The following is a 20826-nucleotide window of genomic DNA, read 5'->3' on the forward strand; positions in this document are numbered from 1 at the left end:
AATTATTATACACTACGTTATAGGCTTTGTCAAGAGACCGTGGCTATGTCATACACTTCACCATTTTTGATAACAGTTTGAGTGTGGTTTACTCCGAAGTGGTATATTAAGTATTCTATATTTGGAACATCGAAAATCGCCATATCAGCTTTTTTACCTACTTCCAAACTACCAATTTTATCTTCTAATTTCAACGCACAGGCTGCGTTAATAGTCACCGATGTAATTATTTCCCTTGGATTCATATGTAATTTTATTGCCCCAAACGTCATAACCAATTGTAAATTTTCTGTAGGCGAACTTCCTGGGTTATAATCAGTCGACAATGCAATTGGTATACCAAGTTCAATCATCTTTCTAGCGTTTGCATACTTCTCACTTTGCAAAAAGAAGGTTGTTGTAGGAAGAAGGGTAGCTATAACGTTGTTCTCAGCCATTTTTTTCAAGCCTTCATCGCTTGCACCTACCAAATGATCTGCTGAAACGCAGCCTAACTCAGCAGCTAATTCGGTACCTCCTAAAGGTTCTATTTCGTCTGCGTGAATTTTGAGGAATAGACCGTGTTCTTTTGCAGCAGAAAGTATTTTTCTGGATTGATCAACTGAGAAAACTCCTTTTTCACAGAATACATCACAAAATTTAGCTAAATTTTTTTCTGCTACATACGGGATCATTTCAGTTATGAGTATATCTACGAATTTATCGACGTTGTCTTGGTACTTTTTAGGTACGGCATGCGCCCCCAAAAATGTAGGAACCAAATCTATGGGGTGGATTCTATTGAGTTCTCTTATGACCTCAAGCTGTTTTAATTCTGTGTCAAAGTCATCAAGCCCATAACCGCTTTTTGCTTCAACGGTTGTTACTCCGTAAGACAACATTCTATTTAAACTCTTTTCTGCCTTTTTAAGTAATTCATCAAAAGATGCCTTTTTAGTTAATTCGACGGTGTCGTATATTCCTCCCCCAGAATTTAAAATATCTAAGTAACTTTCACCTTCTAATTTTTTAAATAATTCGTATTCCCTTGAGCCACCATGGACCAAATGAGTGTGAGAGTCTATTAAACCGGGTGTTACAGTTTTCCCTTGGGCGTTTATAATTTTTGCATCTTGAGCTATTTCTATGTCTTTTGGCAAATCACCACTTCCAACGTAGATAATCTTATCTTTTGAAGCAGCAATGATGCCATTTTTTATTAAGCCAATTTCTGACATTTCCTCTTTCTTTCTTGGTCTATTAGGCCCTTTCATCGTTATTAAATTTGAGATGTTTTTTATTATTAAAGTAGCTTTTTCGCTCATATCAATCGCCATAAATCCTATTCTCCAAAACTTTGTCATAACTGAAATCTTCTAATTTTAAAAAATAATCGGCTGTATCAACAAGGGCATTCAAGGGTACCAACCCAACTATTTCACTTCCAACAACGTTCACTCCATACCTGTTCGCTTCATTTTCTATCACTTGAAATACCCTGTACAAAGGTGTTTTTGTGTAATCAACCATATTCATGGAAACTTGGACTATATTCCTTTCTTTCAATTCAAAACCCAACGCTTTACAATATTTAAATCCTCCACTTTTACCTCTAACCGCTTGGGCTATCTTTTTTGCAATGTCTATGTTGTTGGTATTTAGGTTCACGTTGAAAGCTATCAAAGGCATCCTTGCCCCCACGGCGGTAACTCCTGCACTTTCATGCGGTTTATCTGGGCCAAAATCTGGTTTGAACGCTTCTTGTTTTAACTTCTCAAACATTCCTTCGAACTCGCCTTTTCTTATAACAGCTAAATCCTCTCTTTCAGGTCGGCTGGCTGATTTTTCATACAATATTACGGGGATATTCAACTCTTCTCCTATTCTTTTTGCCAATTTTTTAGAGTACTCTACACACTCTTGCATCGATATGTTTTTAATTGGAATGAGCGGTATGACGTCTGTAGCCCCCATTCTTGGATGTTCGCCTTTATGGGTTCTCAAATCTATCAACTCAGCCGCTTTTTTACAAGCGTTAAAAGCTGCTTCTATTACTTGATCTGGTTCCCCCACAAAAGTAACTACGCTTCTGTTGTGGTCTCTGTCCATAGAGTAATCTAATAATTTTACTCCTTCTTGTTTTCTTATTTCATCTACAATACGCTCTAATTTTTCTTTATCTCTTCCTTCACTGAAATTTGGAACACATTCTACAATTTTGTTCAAAGTATCTACCTCCTAACCCTGATAATATTTATCAACTAAATCTTTTACCATATTTTCATCAGCAATGTACGGCAAAGTTATGTGATCTGTATTTTTGTTTTCTTTGTTGTACTCTATTGATGTTTCTATAGAAGCTTCATTCCTAGCCCATGATCGCCTGGCGACACCAACCATAACGTCCCATGGAATTGCGTTCTTTATTATTTCATCCACCCTTTCACTTCCATCCAGAACCAAGCCAAAGCCACCGTTAATGGCCTTACCGATACCAACTCCACCTCCGTTATGCAGTGTTACCAAACTCATTCCCCTTCCTATATTTCCAGCGAAATCATGGGTTGCCATATCCGCCATTATATTACTCCCATCTTTTATATTCGCTGTCTCTCTAAAAGGAGAGTCAGCTCCACCCGCATCGTGATGATCCCTTCCAAGCATAATGGGACCAACTTCCCCTTTTCTAACCATTTCATTGAATTTAAGGGCTATCTTCATCCTTCCCATAGCATCCTGATAAAGAATTCGTGCTTGAGTACCAACAACAAGATTGTTTTTATCTGCATCCCTAATCCATATGTAGTTGTCTCTATCCTGGCCCCTTCTATTGGGATCTATGCATTCCATCGCTGCTTTGTCCGTTTTCAATAGATCTTCCCTTTTTCCACTTAAACATACCCACCTGAAAGGTCCATAACCATAGTCGAATATTAATGGCCCCATTATATCTTCCACATACGAGGGAAATATGAACCCTTCGCTTTCATCTAACCCATTTTTTGCTATTTCTTTCACTCCTGCATCAAAAACCGCCTTCATGAAACTATTCCCATAGTCAAAAAAGTAGGTTCCCCTTTCAACCATTGTTTTTATAAGCTCGAAATGTCTTCTCAATGAATTGTTGACTAATTCAACAAATTTCTCTTTATTTGTTTCTAAGAGCTGATTCTTCTCTTCATGAGTCAAGCCTTGCGGGCAGTACCCTCCCTCGTAGGCTGCGTGACAAGACGTCTGATCTGATAGCAAATCTACCTTTATACCTTTCTTTACAATATATTCCAATAGATCTACAATATTGCCATAATAACCTATGGAAATGGATTTTTTTCTATTCAGATGATCGAAGGCTATTTCAAAAACTTCGTCCAAATCTTTGCTGTAGGTTTTTAGCCAACCTTGGTTTAGTCTTGTTTGTATTCTCGAATAATCCACTTCTGCAATTATTCCAACGCCTCTTGCGATTTCTATCGCTTTAGCTTGAGCACCGCTCATTCCACCTAAACCTGAACTAACAAACAAACGTCCTCTTAGATCACTATCTTGTGGTATCCCTAATTTCAACCTTCCAGCGTTCAACAAGGTATTGTAAGTGCCATGAACGATACCTTGAGGTCCTATATACATCCAACCTCCCGCAGTCATTTGCCCGTAGTTGGCAACTCCCATAGCTTGTGCCTTGATCCAATGTTCTTGGTCATCAAACATCCCAACCATCAAGGCGTTTGTTATTATCACTCGTGGACTATTTGGTGTTGATCTGAACAAGCCAAGGGGATGTCCTGAAGCCACAACTAAAGTTTGTTCCCTTGTTAGTTCTTCTAGGTACTTTTTAATCAATCTGTACTGCATCCAATTTTGACATACTTGACCGGTTTCACCGTAGGTTACCAGTTCATAAGGATACAAAGCAACATCGAAATCCAAGTTGTTGTCGATCATGACCTGAAATGCCTTTCCTTCAGTACATTTACCCTTGTACATATCTATAGGTTTTGCCTTAATGTTGCCCTCAGGCCTATACCTGTATCCATAAATTCTACCTCGAGTAAGCAACTCTTGCAGAAATTCTGGAGCCAATTTTTCATGCAAATTTTCCGGCACGTACCTTAAGGCGTTTGCAAGGGCTAGTTCTACTTCTCTTTTTGATAAGTTTAAAGGTCTTTTAGGTGCCCTTCTTATGCCTTCGATGAATTTGGGCATAGGAGGGAGTTCATCATCCAACTTAATGGACATTGCATTTGAAATATCAATATTGTTCACCATGATAATTTCTCCTTTCTTTAAAATAATTTACCAGTTTCTTTTTCCACTTCTTTAACGATTATGCCAGATTTTAAGATTTCTTCACTCTTATCTATCATTTCGTACATCGCTCTGTCTTCGGTTATCTTCGGTACCTTATCTCTAACTATATCATATACTATCTTTGAACCTTTTCCTAAACCTTTATTTCCTCGTAAGTCTATCGCTTGGCAAGCACACAGCATTTCCATAGCTAATACTTTTTGGACGTTGTTTAGAATATTCTTTGCCTTTCTCGCTGCGATTGTACCCATAGAAACGTGATCTTCCTGGTTTGCAGAAGAAGGAATTGAATCAACACTTGCAGGATGGGCTAAGACTTTGTTTTCTGAAACCAACGAGGCGGCTGAATATTGAACAAGCATAAACCCAGAATTCAAGCCACTTTCTTCTATCAAAAAAGGAGGTAATCCACTCAATTTAGGATTAACAAGCCTTTCTATTCGTCTTTCTGATATATTTGCAATTTCAGACAAAGCAATCGCCAAAAAGTCCATGCCCAATGCAATTGGTTGGCCGTGAAAATTCCCCGCGGATATTGCTTCTTCTTCTTTTGAAAATATCAAAGGATTATCGGTTGCTGCATTCATCTCTTTCACGATGATATCTTCTACATAATTTACCGCATCACGTGAAGCACCGTGAACCTGCGGGATACATCTCAAGGAATAAGCATCTTGAACACGTAATGCCCCTTGATGAGATACCATTTTACTACCTTCAAGTATTTTCCTTAAATTATTAGCTGACCCAATCTGTCCTTTATGAGGTCTTAGATTGTGTACCCTCTCATCAAAAGCCTCGATGACACCGTTCAGCGCCTCAAAACTCAACGATGAAATTATGTCTGCCGTTTTTAAAAGTTCTATGCTATCGTATATCGATAATGCACCTATAGCCGTCATAACTTGTGTTCCATTTATCAAAGCAAGACCTTCCTTTGCAACAAGATTTATCGTATCTATTCCAGCCAACTTCATTGCTTCTTTTCCATTTAACCGTTTGCCCTCGTAATAAGCTTCTCCTTCTCCTATCATCGGTAAAACCATATGGGCTAAAGGAGCAAGATCACCACTGGCTCCTAAAGATCCTTTTTCTGGTATTATTGGGTGAACCTTCTTGTTGATCATATCAATCAGAGTTTGTATGGTGGATAACCTTATTCCAGAAAAACCTTTGACCAAAGAATTCGCACGAAGCAACATAATCGCTCTAACAGTTTCTATATCCAAAGGATCCCCAATTCCGCATGCATGGCTTCTGATCAGATTCTTTTGTAATTTCTCTGTTTTATCGTTCGAAATGAAAACATTGCAGAGTTCTCCAAAGCCAGTAGTTATACCATATATGACTTTTTCCTCTTCTGCAAACTTTTCTACAATTTTTCTGGATTTTTCAATGTTCTCAAGGACAGATTTATCGATAGCCACCTCGTAATAATGACTAGCTACATTAGTCACATCTTCCAAACTCAGGTGTTCACCGTCTATATAGACCTTTTTCAAATATAAGACCTCACTTTCGATCAAACAAAAATTTCCCATCTTCTAACAAAATTATAACACTGTGAAAAAAATTTCTCACTTTCAAATAGAGCTAATTAATGGTGATTAAAAGCAATCTAAGTCGATTAAACGAGAAAATCTAACGAAATCTTAGAAAACAATTTTTTACAAAAATTAAGAAAAACTAAGAAAAAGCTTCCTAATCGCAAATAATTGTCCGTAATCGCTCCTAATATTAGTTGATTGGATAAACTTACTATTGACAAGGCTAAATAGAATATTTTAGAATTGGAGTAGTTAGGTGTGGTTTTTACCATTAGTACTAATGGTAAAAAAATAAAAAAAAGGGGAGGTTAGTAAAATGAAGAAAGTTCTTTTGGTTTTTTTGGTGTTTTTATTAACGTTTGGTGGTGCTGTACTCGCGAAGGATGAGATTTTGATTGGGCTTTCTGTTGCTAACTTGCAACTTGAAAGATGGCAAAAAGATAGGGATATTTTTGTTGATACTGCCGAAAAACTTGGTGCAAAGGTTATTGTACAATCGGCTAATAACGATGATTTATTGCAAGTTTCTCAGGTTGAAAATATGATGAATCAGGGAGCTGATGTATTAGTTATCATTGCACATGATGGTTATATTATGGGAAGTGTGGTTGAAGAGGCTCATGCTAATGGAATTCCAGTAATTGCTTACGATCGTCTTTTAATGGAATGTGATTTAGATTATTACATTACTTTCGATCCAATAAGAATCGGAGAAATTCAAGCACAATACTTGGTTGATAAGAAACCAGAAGGTAATTATTTCCTACTCGGAGGATCTCCGACCGATATGAACGCACACTTCGTTAGAGAAGGTCAAATGAAGGTTCTTCAACCTTATATTGACAGTGGAGCAATAAAAATAGTAGGAGACCAATGGGCAAAAGACTGGTCCACACAAGAAGCTATGAAAATTGTAGAAAATGCTTTAACAGCAACTCAAAATCAAATTGATGCTATTGTTGCCTCCAACGATAGTACAGCTGGAGGAGCAGTAGAAGCATTAAAAGAACAGGGACTAGCAGGAAAAGTTTTAGTATCTGGTCAAGATGCAGATTTGGTTGCCTGCCAAAGAATAGTTGAAGGTACACAAACAGTGACTGTCTATAAACCTATAAGGGACATAGCTACTATGGCTGCTATTATGGCTGTTTCAGCGGCTAAGGATATTCATATTGTAACAAACGGAACAATTAACAATGAGTATAAAGAGGTACCTACTTTCTTCTTGGAGCCAATTCCTGTTGATAAAACTAACATAGTAGAAACAGTTATAAAAGATGGTTTCCAAAAGTTAGAAGATGTTTATAAAAATGTTCCTAAATCCCAATGGCCGAAAGTAGATTAAACAAAACGTTGAATATTTGGGTTAGGGGTCAATCCCTAACCCTTTAGTCTGATTTCTATCATCACAGTATAACAATTGAGGTGATTAAATGGCCACACTTTTAGAATTAAAAAACATATCAAAAGAGTTTCCCGGAGTAAAAGCCCTTGAAAATATCAATTTAAAAATAGAAGAGAATACAATCCATGCTATTTGTGGAGAAAATGGGGCAGGGAAGTCTACTTTAATAAGTATTTTAGGTGGAATATATCCGGTAGGAACATATGAAGGAGAAATTTATTTACATGGAGAAAAAATGAAATTTAGAAATCCTAAAGAGGCAGAAGAAGCTGGAATCGCTGTTGTTCACCAAGAATTGAGTCTATTTGATGAATTAAATATTGTTGAAAACATCTTTATGGGAAAAGCTATTGTAAAAGGTGTTTCAATAGATTGGAATGCGATGATCAAGGAAGCTAAGGAATGGCTAAAAAAATTGAAGATGGAAAATGAAAATGTTCTTACTAAAGTAAAGTACTTAGGTTCCGCAAAACAACAGTTAATTGAGATTGCTAAAGCCTTAGTTAAAAATTGTAACATTTTGATTTTGGATGAACCTACTTCATCTTTAACTGAAAATGAAACAAAGATATTATTTGATATTTTGAAAGAATTGAAATCTGAAGGGGTTACGTCTATTTATATTTCACATAAGCTTGACGAAATTTTTGAGTTAGCTGATGCAGTAAGCATTCTAAGAGATGGTAAATTAATTGACACAAGACCGATTAGCGAAGTGAAAGAAAGCGATCTAATAAAAATGATGGTGGGGAGAGAAATAAATCAAATGTTCCCCAAAAGACGTTATATTCCCAACGAAATAATATTTGAAGTGAGTAATTATACTCTTTTTGAGGAATACGATCCTCAAAGAAAAGTCGTTGAAGATGTTAGTTTTAACCTAAGAAAAGGAGAAATTTTAGGTCTTTTTGGATTAGTTGGTGCCGGTAGGACAGAATTAATGACTAGTATAATAGGATTCAATTTGAGTAATAAAAGTGGAAGGATTTTTTTGAACTCTAAAGAATTAGAAATAAGTTCACCAAGGCAAGCGTTAGAACTAGGAATAGCTTATTTATCCGAAAATAGAAAGAGATTAGGAATATTTCCCAATCTATCTGTAAGACAAAACCTTTCAATTACTTTTATTAAAGAGTTTGGTAGCTATTTTAAAATATCTGAAGAAGAGGAAATAGTAGAAGCTCTTAGAATGATCAAACAATTAAATATTAAAACTTCTACTCCAGAAGCGAATATCACTACTTTAAGTGGAGGGAATCAACAAAAAGTTTTGCTTGGTAGAAATTTGATAAGGACACCAAAAATATTGATTATGGATGAACCTACAAAAGGAATAGACGTTGGAGCAAAACAAGAAATATATTCATTAATGAATGATTTAACATCTCAAGGTATATCAATAATTATGATTTCTTCTGAATTACCAGAAATAATAGGTATGAGCGATAGGGTAATAGTTATGCATGAAGGTAAATTTATGGGAGCATTAGAAAATATTAACCACGATTTAACTCAAGAAGAAGTTATGTACCTTGCAACTGCGACTAAAGGAGGAGGGGTGTTTTGAAAAAGAAAAAGATTAATTTAAATTTAAGATCTTACATGATGATAATAGCTCTCATTGTAATTTGGGTATTTTTTGCTATTTTGACCGAGGGTTCTTTTTTAAGTGCTAGGAATATTTCTAATTTGTTTAGACAATCAGTGTTTCTATCGGTATTAGCAATGGGTATGGTGTTTGTTATAATATTGGGGCAAATAGACCTTTCGGTTGGTTCTATTGTAGGGCTAACTGGGGGTATTGTAGCAATTTTGCATGTATGGTACGGAATGGACCCTCTTATTTCTATCATCATTACTTTAGGTATTGGACTTTTGATAGGTTTATGGAATGGATATTGGGTAGCCTATCGAGGAGTACCAGCCTTTGTTGTTACGTTAGGTGGCATGCTCATTTTCAGGGGAGTACTCTTAGGAATTACAAAAGGTACTACTATTGGTCCAATGAGAGGTTTTTTTGAGTTTCTTGGAAAGGGTTATCTATCCAATACTGTAGGGATAGTAATCGGAGTCATTGGTGCTATTCTCATAATATTAGCAGAACTTAATTCATGGAAAAAGAAAAAATCTCATGGATTAAATGCTCCTTCTTTAAAAGTAGAATTTTTAAAATTATTAGCTTATACTTTATTAATAGTTATTTTTATTCTAATTTTTAATTCTTATCAAGGAGTTCCCTTTCCCGTATTAATAACTATTATTCTTTTAATTTTTTTCACTTATCTTTCTCAAAATACAGTTTTTGGAAGATATATATATGCAATTGGTGGTAATAGTCAAGCAGCAACTTTATCTGGGATAGACGTAAAAAAGATTACACTTATAGTTTTTATGATTAATGGATTGTTGGCAGCTTTTGGAGGTATTTTTTTAACTTCTCGACTTAATGCAGCTTCTGTTTCAGCCGGAGAAGGAGCGGAGTTAGATACAATAGCTGCGTGTGTTATAGGTGGTACAAGCTTAATGGGAGGAATTGGTACAGTTGTTGGTGCAGTAATTGGAGCGCTTGTTATGGCAAGTTTAGACAATGGAATGAGTCTTATGAATGTCCCTGTGTTTTGGCAGTCTATAATAAAAGGGTTAGTATTAATATTTGCGGTATGGTTTGATGTTGCAAATAAAAAGAAAGAGGCATAACTATTTGCAAAATAACATATAGGAGGTCTTAAAATGGCAGAATACTTCAAAGATATTAAAAAGGTTGAGTATGTAGGTAAGGAATCAAAGGATCCATTAGCTTTTCACTATTATGATCCCAATGGAAAAATTGGTAATAAAACTATGGAAGAACACTTGAGATTTTCTGTGGCTTACTGGCACACTTTCACCGCAGAAGGAAGGGACATGTTCGGGGTCGAAAGTGCCAACAGAGAATGGAACAAATTTTCTAATCCTTTAGATAAAGCTTACGCAAGATGTGATGCAGCATTTGAGTTCATGAGCAAATTAGGAGTTAAATATTTTTGTACCCATGATAGAGACTTGGTTGATGAACAAGAGACGTTGAGAGAAACCAATAAGTTATTAGATAAAGTAGTAGAAAGAATAAAGGAGAGAATGAAAGAAACAGGTATAAAGCTTCTTTGGGGAACAGCAAATCTTTTCACTCATCCAAGGTTTATGCAGGGTGCGGCTACATCTTGTGATGCGGATGTGTATGCATATGCCGCTGCACAAGTGAAAAAGGCACTTGAAATAACTAAGGAATTAAATGGTGAAAATTACGTTTTCTGGGGTGGAAGAGAAGGATATGAAACCCTTTTAAACACCAATATGGAGTTGGAATTGAACAATTTGGCTAATTTTATGCACATGGCTGTAGATTACGCCAAAGAAATTGGTTTTGATGGCCAATTTTTGATAGAACCCAAACCAAAAGAGCCCACAAAACATCAATATGATTTTGATGTTGCAAGCTCTTATGCATTTTTACAAAAGTACGATCTTGATAAGTATTTCAAGTTCAATATAGAAGCAAACCATGCCACCCTTGCTGGTCATACTTTTCAGCATGAATTAAGGTATGCACGAATAAATAATATATTGGGCAGCGTTGATGCTAATATGGGTGATCTATTGTTAGGATGGGATACAGACCAATTCCCAACAAACGTATTTGAAAACGTTTTGGCAATGTATGAAATACTTAAAAATGGTGGGATAGCTCCAGGTGGTTTGAACTTTGACTCACATGTCAGAAGGCCTTCTTACGAAAATATTGATCTGTTCTACGCACATATAGCAGGAATGGATGCGTTTGCGTTAGGATTGATATTAGCCAACAAGATTTTAGAAGACAAGGTTTTGGAAGACTTTGTAGAAAAAAGGTATAATACTTTTAATGAGGGAATGGGTAAAAAGATAGTGGATGGACGAACTAATTTCAAAGAACTCGAAGAGTATGTACTAGATAAAAAAGTGGGAGTACCAAAATCGGGAAGACAAGAATATTTGGAAAACTTATTGAATCTATACATCTACGAATAGACGACAAATTGGGAGGCCTTTGTTTTGAAGATAAAGAAAATCAATGCAGAAAGAATGGGATACTCAAACAAATTAATGGTTTTCAATTTAATCAGATATTATTCTGGCATCTCCAGAAATGAGATTTCTAAGCTTACAGGTTTAGATAAAAGTACGGTGACAAAGATTACGTATGATTTGATTTCTAAAAACTTAATAGAAGAAGGAGATAGAAAATCTTCCAAAAGGGTTGGAAGGAAACCTATAAAACTGGAAGCAGCGAAAGGCGTTGCTGCTTCCATTATCGTTAAGGTTGGAGTTGAAAAAACAGTCGTAGGTCTTGGATATATGAACAATTCAATAAATAGGATTGTTGAATTTGAAACCCCAAAAAATTTTAATGTTTTTATTGGTAAATTAGCTGTTGAGATAAAAAGAATATATGAAAACGCTAATGGGAATAATATTGTGGGTCTTTCTTTTTCTTTTCCAGGAATGATCGATAGAAAAAACTTGATCATCGAATACGTACCTCATTTTAATTGGAGTGAGATCGATCTTAAAGGAGCTATTTTGAAAGAACTACCCGAATGTGACAAGCCAATTTTCGCTGCAAATGAGGCAAAGTTAGCTCTACAAGCAGAGATGTATTTTAACAAGAATATTGCCAACCTAAACAACGGAGTCTATGTTTTCATATCTCAGGGGATAGGAGGAGCTTTGCTTATAGACGGTCAAATTCATTTAGGACCTAATTACACAGCAGGTGAGTTTGGTCACATGAGTATCGATGAAGATGGGAGAAAATGTTTTTGTAATAATCAAGGATGTTGGGAGACGTTTGCTTCAATTGATACCGTTTCTAAGATATACGAATACAGCAATGGGCGATTGGAAGGCAACAATTACGAAGAAAAATTCAGAAATCTTCTTTTAAAAGCAGAGAAGAAGGAAGGAAACGCCAATGAAATAATTAAACAGATGTTGTATTATTTGGGAGTAGGAACGGTTAATTTAATAAATATCTTAAATCCTGAGTTTGTAATTTTTGGGGGGTATGGGTATCTTTTTCCGGATGAGTATTTCACAGAGATTGAAAATATTATAAGGACGCGGGCTCTGAAACCAGCATTAAAATCTTTCAAAAAGCCTATGAGGCCTGTTTTTGATATAGATACAGCATGTCTAACAGGAGCAAATTTAAGGGTAATGGATGATTTTGCAGAAAAAGCGGTAATTTAGAATGAGGTGATCAGTTTGCATAAGTACTTAGGAATTGACGTTGGGACAACTGGATTGAAGGGTTTAGTAGTATCTGAAGAAGGAGAATTATTGGATAGTTATTCCTATGAATTAGATATGAAAGTTCCCAAACCGGCATGGGCTGAACAAGAGCCTGAAGATTGGTGGATTGGTGTATACGAAATATTAAAAAAAGTGTCTAGAACGCATCAAATAGATGTAATAGGGTTTTCCGGACAAATGCATAGCTTGGTGGTTTTGGATGAAAATAATGAGCCTATTAGGCCTGCAATCCTTTGGTGTGATCAAAGGACGACCCCACAGTGCAAAGAAGCTACAGAAGCTTTTGGTGGCGAAGAAAAGGTTATCTCCAAAATAGGCAATCCCTTTTTAGAAGGTTTCACTTTCCCCAAAATACTGTGGTTAAAAGAAAATGAAAAAGAGAATTTTAAAAAAATAAAGAAGATTCTTCTACCTAAGGATTATGTAGTTTTTAAGTTAACAGGAACCATTGGTATAGATTACTCGGATGCGTCTGGAACGGCGTGTTTTAATGTAAAAACAAATTATTGGGATGAAGAGATTTTGGAAACTTTTGGTATTAATATGGATATAATGCCTGAATTGTATCCTTCTTATGGGATTCGAGGGGAAGTAAAAGAAAGTTTACAAAAAGAATTGGGATGGAAGAACACAAAGGTTGTTTCTGGGGGAGCAGATAATGCATCAGCTGCATTTGGAATAGGTATATCAAAAGCAGGAGAGTCGATGGTTAGTATCGGAACTTCAGGCACTGTTTTAACCCTCACTGATAAAAAAGAACCTGACTTATCGGGAAAAATACATTACTTTAACAGTGTAATACAAGATAAATATTACTACATGGGGGTAATGCTTTCAGCCGCTCATTCTCTAAATTGGGTAAAGAATCGATTTTTTCACAGTTCAGATTGGACAGAAATAGAAAAAAGAATAAACCAATCAGTACCAGGTTCAAACGGTATTATTTTTCTTCCTTACTTAAACGGAGAAAGAACCCCACATAGAGACCCTAACGCAAGAGGTGTTTTCTTTGGAATTTCTTCTTTGAATACTGAAAATGACATACTAAGAGCAACAATGGAAGGTATAACCTTCGGCCTGAGGGATTCCTTTGAACTTATAAAAGAAAAAACTGAAATAAAAGATATGAGGATAGTGGGGGGAGGAGCTAAAAATAAAACTTGGGCAAAGATAGTTGCAACAAACTTCAAAATGCCCGTTAAAATGCCAAAGATTGATGAAGGTGGTGCTTATGGAGCGGCTATGTTGGCTGCAGTAGGAGATGGCCAACAGCTTGAAGATGTTTTAAAATGGGTAAAATTCAAAGAAATTATTGAACCTAATTATCAAGATATCAAGATTTACGATGATTATTATGAGGCTTACAAGAATTTGTATAAATCGTTGAAGGGAAATTTCGAAGAGTTGGCAAAAATTCAAAAATGATATATAAAAAGAGCGGCTAAAGCCGCTTTTAAAATTGTTAATTTAATTCCGACTTTTTTTGTGATATAATTATTATTGATCATTAAACAATGATGGTTACTGGGGAAAAGGGAAAAGAACTTTTATCCTTATGGGCGGGCTGCGGGGCGAAGGGGCGCTAAAGATAGTAAAATTAATCACTTCGAGGGGGCATTGAAAAAATTGAAAGTATTGTTTATGAACAAGTTAAACTCGTATTGGAGAGAAAAAATTAGTGAATTGAAGAAATTATTTCCCAACGATGAATTTTTAGATAGTGATGAAATCAGCAATATTGAAGATGCAATGGAAGTTGCAGATGCAATAGTGTTTGGTGGAGACTTGGACGAGAACGTCTTGGGAAAATCAAAGAATTTGAAAATAATTTTTGTTCCCTATGCTGGAGTGAACCAATTACCTTTAGAAATACTTAAAGAAAAAGGCATTAGCGTTGCAAATAGTCATGGTAATGCTAGAATAGTTGCAGAAAGGGCTTTTACTCTTGCTTTAGCTCTTCTTGGAAAAATTGTACCTTATCATAACGATTTAAAAGAAGGAATTTGGCATGGATTTAGTGCCGGAGAAAGCGTTAAAGATTCATGGGTATCTATTCAGAACAAAAGTTGTGCAATATTGGGGTTAGGTAATATAGGAAAAAATCTTGCACAAATGCTTAAAACCTTTGACTGTAAAATTGTTGGTTATAAAAGAAACGCAAATATAGATATTGAAAATGTGGATGAGATTAGTTCCAATTTAGATTATGTAATAGAAAAAAGTGAAATTGTATTCGTAACTTTGCCCTTGACGAAATATACAAAAGGTCTTATCGACGAAAAGGTGTTTAATAAGATGACTGGCAAATACATAATAAATGTTGGAAGAGGTGATGTTATAGATCAAAAGGCACTATACGAGGCTTTGAAATCTAAAAAATTAGCTGGAGCCGCTATAGATGTTTGGTACAATTATCCTTCCAAAGAAAAGCCATCGATCTTGCCAGCTAATTACCCAATTCATACCTTTGATAACGTTGTTTTGTCTCCACATGTTGGAGGCTATAACACTGAAGCTACAAAGTACAGTATCGATGAAACTGTAGAAAATATAAAAAGTTTTCTAAAAGATGGTACGGCAAAAGACTTAATTGATTTAGAATTTGGATACTGAATTTAAAGAATTGCAAGCAGAAGAGCTCCGATAAAAAATAAGATTTTTAATATATCTGAAGCCTTAGAATAAAAAGAGATGTTATCGTTTGGATTGACAAAAAAGATTCCCGTTTTTTCTTCTTTGGATTCAAATATGTTGGTAATTCTTCCATATTTGTCGATTGAGCCGGTTAAGCCTGTATTTGAAACCTGGATGAAATCTCTTCTCGTTTCTACTGCTCTAAAAACGCCCTGACTGAAGTGTTGAAACAGGCCTGTTTTCGAATTAAACCAACCGTCGTTAGATATTGCAATCAATAAATTTGCTCCATTCTTAGCTTGATTAATTGCGACTTCCGGGAAATAGGTTTCAAAACATATTTGTACTCCAATATCAGTTTCGTTCAATGAAAAGGTTAGGTAATCTTCCCCAGGGGTATAATAGTTTAATAATCTAAAAACATCAAAGTTTCCAAATATAGTTTCATACGGTAAAAATTCGGCAAATGGTGTTAATTTAACCTTATCGTAGATACCCTCAATACTCCCATGTGGGTTATATACCCAGGCAGAGTTAAAATGGTTATCGTTTCCTATCCTTGGGTGTCCTAATATTACAGGTTTGTATAAGTTTTGAATGTCTCTTACCATTTGACTTTCTATTTCTGATTTTGAGATGTCTTCAAGAAAAGTTGATTCTGGAAAAACTACTACATCCACATCCCTATTTTTAAATTCTTCGATATTCTTAGAAAAAGTTGAATAATCTTGTATTGGATTTGAGGAGTATTTTATCTCTTGAGGAACATTCGTTTGAACGGCTCCAACTTTTATGGAATCGTTTGTGCCATTAATGGGAGGTAGATACCTCACTATAGCAAAGTTAGAAATGTATATAGTAGTAAATATAGCAAGAATTTTAAATACCTTATCACGTGAATTATCGAAAGCAATCAGGGCATTGACAAAAACTATGATAAAAGTTAGACCAAAAGACCCTATAATTGAGGCAATTTGTATTATCCCTGTATGATCGTAAAGGGCGTAGGATAAATTTCCTCCCATAAAAGCCAAATCTCCAAAACCCCTCAAAATTTCCGCAACAGTGTAGGCAAAAGAATAGAAAAAAACCAAAGAAAGATAATTGTATTGCCTATCTTTTCGATGGTAAAGTTCTGATAACAGCCAAATGATGAGGTAAGGTATCATTAAAAGTATTATCATTCCAACGTATCCAAAAAAACCTACTATTGGAGAATAATTTTTTAAAATTTGGGGTATATTTTTAGACAAAGTAGGAAGCAGCCACCAAAGAGTAGTTACAAGCATGGAAGAGGAATATATTATCGTATGAAGTAATCTTTCATAATGAGTTTTTGATCTGGCTATGTTTCTAAGAAAGAAAACCAATGAAAACCAGATGAAAAAAGAAAATAAATTACCCGGCATAGCCAAACCGGTTAAAACACCTGAAATTAAAGTAAGTAGATATTTCATATATACCCCCATGGATTATATTTTGAAAATCTTGTTTCTTGTATAATTATGTTGTCGTTACAATATTATACAGCAAACTTTGTGATAGTTCAAGAAATCTGATATAATAAGGATAACTAACAAAATTTGTGTTACTCCTTTATCCTTAAGGGTGGGGAGCGGGGCAAAGGGGCGCTATAACAAGTTTTAGAATATCTAAAGAGTGAAAAAATTTATGTAAGAGGGGGTAAAAAGATGTCTAAATTGGAAGAATTTAAAGAGTTTCAAGCCAAGATTTCAAGATACAGTCAGGCTATCGCACTCATGCACTGGGATTTAGAAACTAACGCTCCCAACAATGCTTTTGAGTATCGTTCTAAAGCTTTGGGAGAACTTATGGAGGCACTTTTTAGAATGTCTGTTTCTGATCAGATGGGTGAATTTTTGGATTATTTTTCAAAGAAGGAAAATTATGATGAATTGAGTGAAATTGATCAAGCAATGGTAAGAGTAACCAAGAAAGATTTCGATAAGTTTAAAAAGTTACCTCCACAGCTTGTCAGAAAATTAGCCGAAACGACTTCAAAAGCAGGTCATTTTTGGAAAAAAGCCAGGGAGGAAAATAACTTTTCTTTATTTGAGCCTTATTTGCAAGAAGTCGTATCTTTAGAAAAAGAGCAAGCAGAGGCTTTGGGATATGAAAAAAATAGATACGATGCTCTTTTAGACTTATTCGAACCTGGAATGAAAACAGAAACGGTGAAAGGTACAATAAATTATTTAAAAGAGTATCTACTACCTTTTCTGAAAGAGCTTTTAGAAAAGGGAAAAGAACCAAGATACGATTTCTTTGAAGGAGATTTCGACGTAAATAAGCAAAAAGAGTTATCCCTGGAAGCGTTAAAATTTATGAATTTCGATTTCGATTCTGGACGTATGGACATGTCTGCTCATCCTTTCACAACAAAAATTGGTCCAAAAGACGTAAGAATTACAACAAGATACAACAACAAAGATTTGAGATATTCTTTATTTTCAACTATGCACGAAGGTGGACATGCTTTATACGAACTTCATATCCCTGAGGAATTTTCAGAGACTCCTTTGGATGAAGGTGCTTCTATGGCTGTGCATGAATCCCAATCAAGATTTTGGGAAAATATTATAGGAAGAGGGCCTCATTTTTGGGTTTTCTTTTCTAAAAAGTTAAAAGATATTTTCCCATCTTTTGAAGGAATAAGTAGTGATGAGCTGTATAAAGGTGTTAATATAGTTAAAAAAGATTTCATCAGAACTGAGGCAGATGAAGTAACTTACAACTTTCATATTATGCTGAGATTTGAAATCGAAGAAGCACTGATAAACGATAGAATAAAAGTAAATGAACTTCCAACGGTATGGAACGATAAAATGAAAGAATATTTAGGTATTGTGCCGCCAAACGACGCAGTAGGTGTTTTGCAAGATGTTCATTGGTCAAATGGACAATTTGGTTATTTTCCTTCATATATGTTGGGTAATCTTTACAGTGCTCAATTGTTCTCAAAATTGAAAAAAGATCTAAAAGATTATCCATCTCAAATAGAAAAAGGAGATTCAAAAGAAGTTTTGAACTGGATGGTTGAGAATGTCCATAAGTACGGTAAAATGTACGAACCAGAAGAACTTTTGAAAAAGGTTACAGGTGAAACTCTTAATCCCAAATATTTTGTAGAGTATATAAAAGAAAAGTTTTCTGCAATTTATGGTTTATAATTAAAATCCCCCATCTATATACGATGGGGGATTTTAAAATTAATCACAGCTATTTGTTATCTTTTTCGTCTTTTTCTTTTTTCTCCTCTTTTGATAATTTCTTGAGGTTTTCACTTACATAGTAATAAAATGTGCCTTCTTCGTATTCACCGTTTTCATTTGGTGTCCCTGCTTTGTAATCTGTCATTAGTTCGATCCCTTCATCTATATTATCAATAGCCCAAATATGGAACTTTCCATTTTGTATATCTTCATTTATTTCGTCTTTCAATACGATATTATCGATATTTTTACTTGGAATAATCACCCCTTGATCTCCAGTAAAATTGAGATTTTTACAGGCGTCGTAAAATCCTTCAATTTTTTCGATTATTCCTCCAACTGGCAAAACTTCTCCGTTTTGATTCATAGATCCGGTGATGGCAATATTTTGTTTCAATGGAATGTTAGCTATGGAAGACATTAAAGCCAGCGTTTCTGCTATTGTAGCGCTGTCTCCTTCGATGATAGAATAAACTTGTTCAAAATTTAAAGATACACCGAAACCTGTTTCTATGAAAGAAGAAAATTTATGTTTGAAATAGTTTTCTATGATCAATGAGGATTTTTTGTATATTTTCCCGCTTAAATCGATATCCCTGTGTATGTTTATGATTTTTTCAGAAGAGGATCTGTAACTTTTTGCTGTTATTTTGATGGGATGCCCAAAGGTGAAATCTCCTGTATCCAAAACAGTCAATCCATTTATTTGTCCGACTTCAGAGCCTTCAGTTCTTATGTCAATCTTTTGTTCTTTTATCGCATTAAATAATTTTTTCTTATGAAAGGAAAACATTTTTTCTCTAAACTTTATAGTATCTTTTATATCTTTGGCGGTTATGTATGGGCTTGATCCATTTTTCCGTGAAATGTTGAAAGAGTCTATTAGTAGATTCTTAATTTCCCCCAATCTTAAGGAGAACCTTTTGTTGTTTCCATTCATCCTACAACTGTACTTGATAATCTCTTCAATCGCATCTTTTGTAAAGTGTGAGATATCGTTTTCTTCCACTGTGTTGCTTAAGAAAGCTAAAAATTTATTTAAATTCTCGTTGCTTAACTCTGCCTCATAGTCAAATTGTGATTTTATGGGAAAAAGTTTTTCGAATTCGCTATCGTAAACTCTTAATAAATTGTACACCCATTCTTCTCCTATGAGAATCACTTTAACGGTTAAAGATAAAGGTTCTGGTTCCAAACTTTCAACACTCGAATAGCCTTCAGCGGTTTGAATATTTTCAATTTTTACTTCTTTCTCCGATAAAAACCTTTTAATTACCTCCCACGCGTAAGGTTTTCTTAAAACTTTTTCTGCTTCCATTATTAGATAACCACCGTTTGCCCTGTGAAAAGCTCCAGATTTTATCATTGTAAAATCCGTTTGAAGGAGTCCCATTTGGGAATAATACTCTATTCTACCAACTAAATTTGAAAAAGTGGGATTGTCTTCTTCTATCACAGGTGCACCTTGTAGATAAGAATTATCCACTATAATGTTGACATTGTATCTTTTTTCTTTAAGATAAGTTATTAGATTTTGATTTTCGGAAGTTAATTGGGATAGGTGAGAAGCTATGTCCTCTTTCAAGTTTTGAAGGTATTCAAAAACATCAGAATATTTGAGATATTTCTTTTCAAGGGGTTCGAAAAGCTTAGCTAAGCTAAAAGCTGCCCAGTAACGTCGTAAGTTTTTAACTTCCTCCCAGTATTCTTTATCCATCTCCGTGATCTTTACCATTGTTTTTTCAATTAATTCTCGCAACTTCTCGGAATTTTTTCGAAAATACTCTTTTATCTCTTCCGGAAGATTTTCAAACTCAGAGGTGCTTATTTTTTTGCCATCGTACACTGGAACGCTCACTATACCTTTTTCAGAAGCCTCAAGTATAAAACCAAGAGCTTGAGCCTGTTTTCTCAGATCTGACCACAATTTTTCCCTCTGCTCGTTGTATTCTTTTTCTAACGAACTTAACCTTTGTTGAAATTCTTCTGTCTGCATCGTTTTATTTAAAACTTGTACAGAGGAATTAATAATAGATTGCAATTCAGATTTGAAATTTTTGGCTTCTCCGGCGGGCAGTTTCAACAACTTGGGTTTCTTTTCTTCCTTAAAATTAAAAACATACATAAGATCTTGAGGAGCTTTTTGAGTTAACGATATTCTTTCGATTATCTTTCGAGTCATACCTCTTCTACCACTACGATTTGGACCAACTAAGAAAACATTGTTTGAATCGTTGCTGCTTTCCAAGGCAAATTGTAAAATTTCACAAGCAGCCGTTTGTATGGTGTAATCTTGATAAGAACCAATTTTTATTTCTGAAGTGTTATCGATTTTGATATCTGGGATTTTAATTTCAAAATCACTTAAAGTTAGTTTCATTATCTACGC

At 35.0% G+C, this 20826-nt stretch carries 14 protein-coding genes; 8 read left to right on the top strand and 6 right to left on the bottom strand.

Annotated features, from left to right (window positions below; genetic code table 11):
* Positions 1–29: 29 nt before the first annotated feature.
* Genes hutI through hutH form a run of 4 tightly spaced genes read right to left on the bottom strand, consistent with a single transcriptional unit; the run spans position 30 to position 5789 of the window.
* Positions 30–1343 (bottom strand): imidazolonepropionase, encoded by a 1314-nt coding sequence (hutI, locus tag BZ25_RS06485; RefSeq protein WP_304598472.1) that lies wholly within the window; start codon positions 1341–1343, stop codon positions 30–32.
* Positions 1306–2205 carry a glutamate formimidoyltransferase gene (gene ftcD, locus BZ25_RS06490; RefSeq protein ID WP_103065147.1) on the bottom strand — a complete coding sequence of 300 codons (900 nt, stop codon included), beginning with the start codon at positions 2203–2205 and terminating at the stop codon, positions 1306–1308. The genes hutI and ftcD overlap by 38 nt, the downstream gene beginning before the upstream one ends.
* Positions 2206–2217: 12 nt before the next feature.
* Positions 2218–4245, bottom strand: a complete 2028-nt coding sequence (locus BZ25_RS06495) for a urocanate hydratase (RefSeq protein WP_121514429.1) — start codon at positions 4243–4245, stop codon at positions 2218–2220.
* 17 nt (positions 4246–4262) lie between these two features.
* A complete protein-coding gene (hutH, locus tag BZ25_RS06500) occupies positions 4263–5789 on the bottom strand; it encodes a histidine ammonia-lyase (protein WP_121514428.1) in 1527 nt (508 codons plus the stop codon).
* Between the two features lie 361 nt (positions 5790–6150).
* On the opposite strand from hutH, the gene xylF reads away from it, so the two are divergent.
* The 7 genes from xylF (at position 6151) to BZ25_RS06535 (ending at position 15183) form a co-directional block, all read left to right on the top strand.
* Positions 6151–7179: a D-xylose ABC transporter substrate-binding protein gene (gene xylF / locus BZ25_RS06505; protein WP_121514427.1), complete on the top strand. Its 1029-nt coding sequence runs from the start codon at positions 6151–6153 to the stop codon at positions 7177–7179.
* An 88-nt stretch (positions 7180–7267) separates the two neighbouring features.
* Positions 7268–8806, top strand: coding sequence for a sugar ABC transporter ATP-binding protein (locus BZ25_RS06510; protein WP_121514426.1), 1539 nt, complete (start codon positions 7268–7270; stop codon positions 8804–8806).
* 35 nt (positions 8807–8841) lie between these two features.
* Positions 8842–9936, top strand: coding sequence for a sugar ABC transporter permease (locus BZ25_RS06515; RefSeq protein WP_121514499.1), 1095 nt, complete (start codon positions 8842–8844; stop codon positions 9934–9936).
* A gap of 33 nt (positions 9937–9969) precedes the next feature.
* Complete coding sequence (gene xylA, locus BZ25_RS06520) at positions 9970–11286, top strand: xylose isomerase (RefSeq protein WP_121514425.1); 1317 nt, start codon at positions 9970–9972, stop codon at positions 11284–11286.
* Between the two features lie 24 nt (positions 11287–11310).
* On the top strand, positions 11311–12507 hold the full coding sequence (locus BZ25_RS06525; protein ID WP_121514424.1) for an ROK family transcriptional regulator: 1197 nt from the start codon (positions 11311–11313) through the stop codon (positions 12505–12507).
* A 15-nt stretch (positions 12508–12522) separates the two neighbouring features.
* Entirely contained in the window at positions 12523–13995 is a 1473-nt protein-coding gene (gene xylB, locus BZ25_RS06530) for a xylulokinase (protein ID WP_121514423.1), read from the top strand.
* A gap of 201 nt (positions 13996–14196) precedes the next feature.
* The gene (locus BZ25_RS06535) at positions 14197–15183 is read left to right on the top strand and encodes a 2-hydroxyacid dehydrogenase (RefSeq protein ID WP_121514422.1); all 987 of its coding nucleotides are present in this window, start codon (positions 14197–14199) and stop codon (positions 15181–15183) included.
* Between the two features lie 2 nt (positions 15184–15185).
* Here the strand turns inward: BZ25_RS06535 and lnt are convergent, their stop codons facing one another.
* Complete coding sequence (gene lnt / locus BZ25_RS06540; RefSeq protein WP_158584873.1) at positions 15186–16661, bottom strand: apolipoprotein N-acyltransferase; 1476 nt, start codon at positions 16659–16661, stop codon at positions 15186–15188.
* 234 nt (positions 16662–16895) lie between these two features.
* Here lnt and BZ25_RS06545 point away from each other — a divergent pair, with 234 nt between their 5' ends.
* Positions 16896–18395 carry a carboxypeptidase M32 gene (locus tag BZ25_RS06545; protein WP_012208074.1) on the top strand — a complete coding sequence of 500 codons (1500 nt, stop codon included), beginning with the start codon at positions 16896–16898 and terminating at the stop codon, positions 18393–18395.
* A gap of 49 nt (positions 18396–18444) precedes the next feature.
* Here BZ25_RS06545 and BZ25_RS06550 read toward each other — a convergent pair whose 3' ends face one another.
* Positions 18445–20817 carry a Lon protease family protein gene (locus tag BZ25_RS06550; RefSeq protein ID WP_121514420.1) on the bottom strand — a complete coding sequence of 791 codons (2373 nt, stop codon included), beginning with the start codon at positions 20815–20817 and terminating at the stop codon, positions 18445–18447.
* Between the last annotated feature and the right edge of the window lie 9 nt (positions 20818–20826).

It is taken from the genome of Petrotoga sp. Shatin.DS.tank11.9.2.9.3, assembly GCF_003665005.1.
Lineage (GTDB): Bacteria > Thermotogota > Thermotogae > Petrotogales > Petrotogaceae > Petrotoga > Petrotoga mobilis.

What these genes read in the sequence shown, in the direction of transcription:
- hutI (WP_304598472.1), bottom strand. Translation starts at nt 1,343, where the DNA reads ATGACAAAGTTTTGGAGAATAGGATTTATGGCGATTGATATGAGCGAA.
- BZ25_RS06495 (WP_121514429.1), bottom strand. Translation starts at nt 4,245, where the DNA reads ATGGTGAACAATATTGATATTTCAAATGCAATGTCCATTAAGTTGGAT.
- xylF (WP_121514427.1), top strand. Translation starts at nt 6,151, where the DNA reads ATGAAGAAAGTTCTTTTGGTTTTTTTGGTGTTTTTATTAACGTTTGGT.
- BZ25_RS06510 (WP_121514426.1), top strand. Translation starts at nt 7,268, where the DNA reads ATGGCCACACTTTTAGAATTAAAAAACATATCAAAAGAGTTTCCCGGA.
- BZ25_RS06515 (WP_121514499.1), top strand. Translation starts at nt 8,842, where the DNA reads ATGATGATAATAGCTCTCATTGTAATTTGGGTATTTTTTGCTATTTTG.
- xylA (WP_121514425.1), top strand. Translation starts at nt 9,970, where the DNA reads ATGGCAGAATACTTCAAAGATATTAAAAAGGTTGAGTATGTAGGTAAG.
- lnt (WP_158584873.1), bottom strand. Translation starts at nt 16,661, where the DNA reads ATGAAATATCTACTTACTTTAATTTCAGGTGTTTTAACCGGTTTGGCT.
- BZ25_RS06545 (WP_012208074.1), top strand. Translation starts at nt 16,896, where the DNA reads ATGTCTAAATTGGAAGAATTTAAAGAGTTTCAAGCCAAGATTTCAAGA.
- BZ25_RS06550 (WP_121514420.1), bottom strand. Translation starts at nt 20,817, where the DNA reads ATGAAACTAACTTTAAGTGATTTTGAAATTAAAATCCCAGATATCAAA.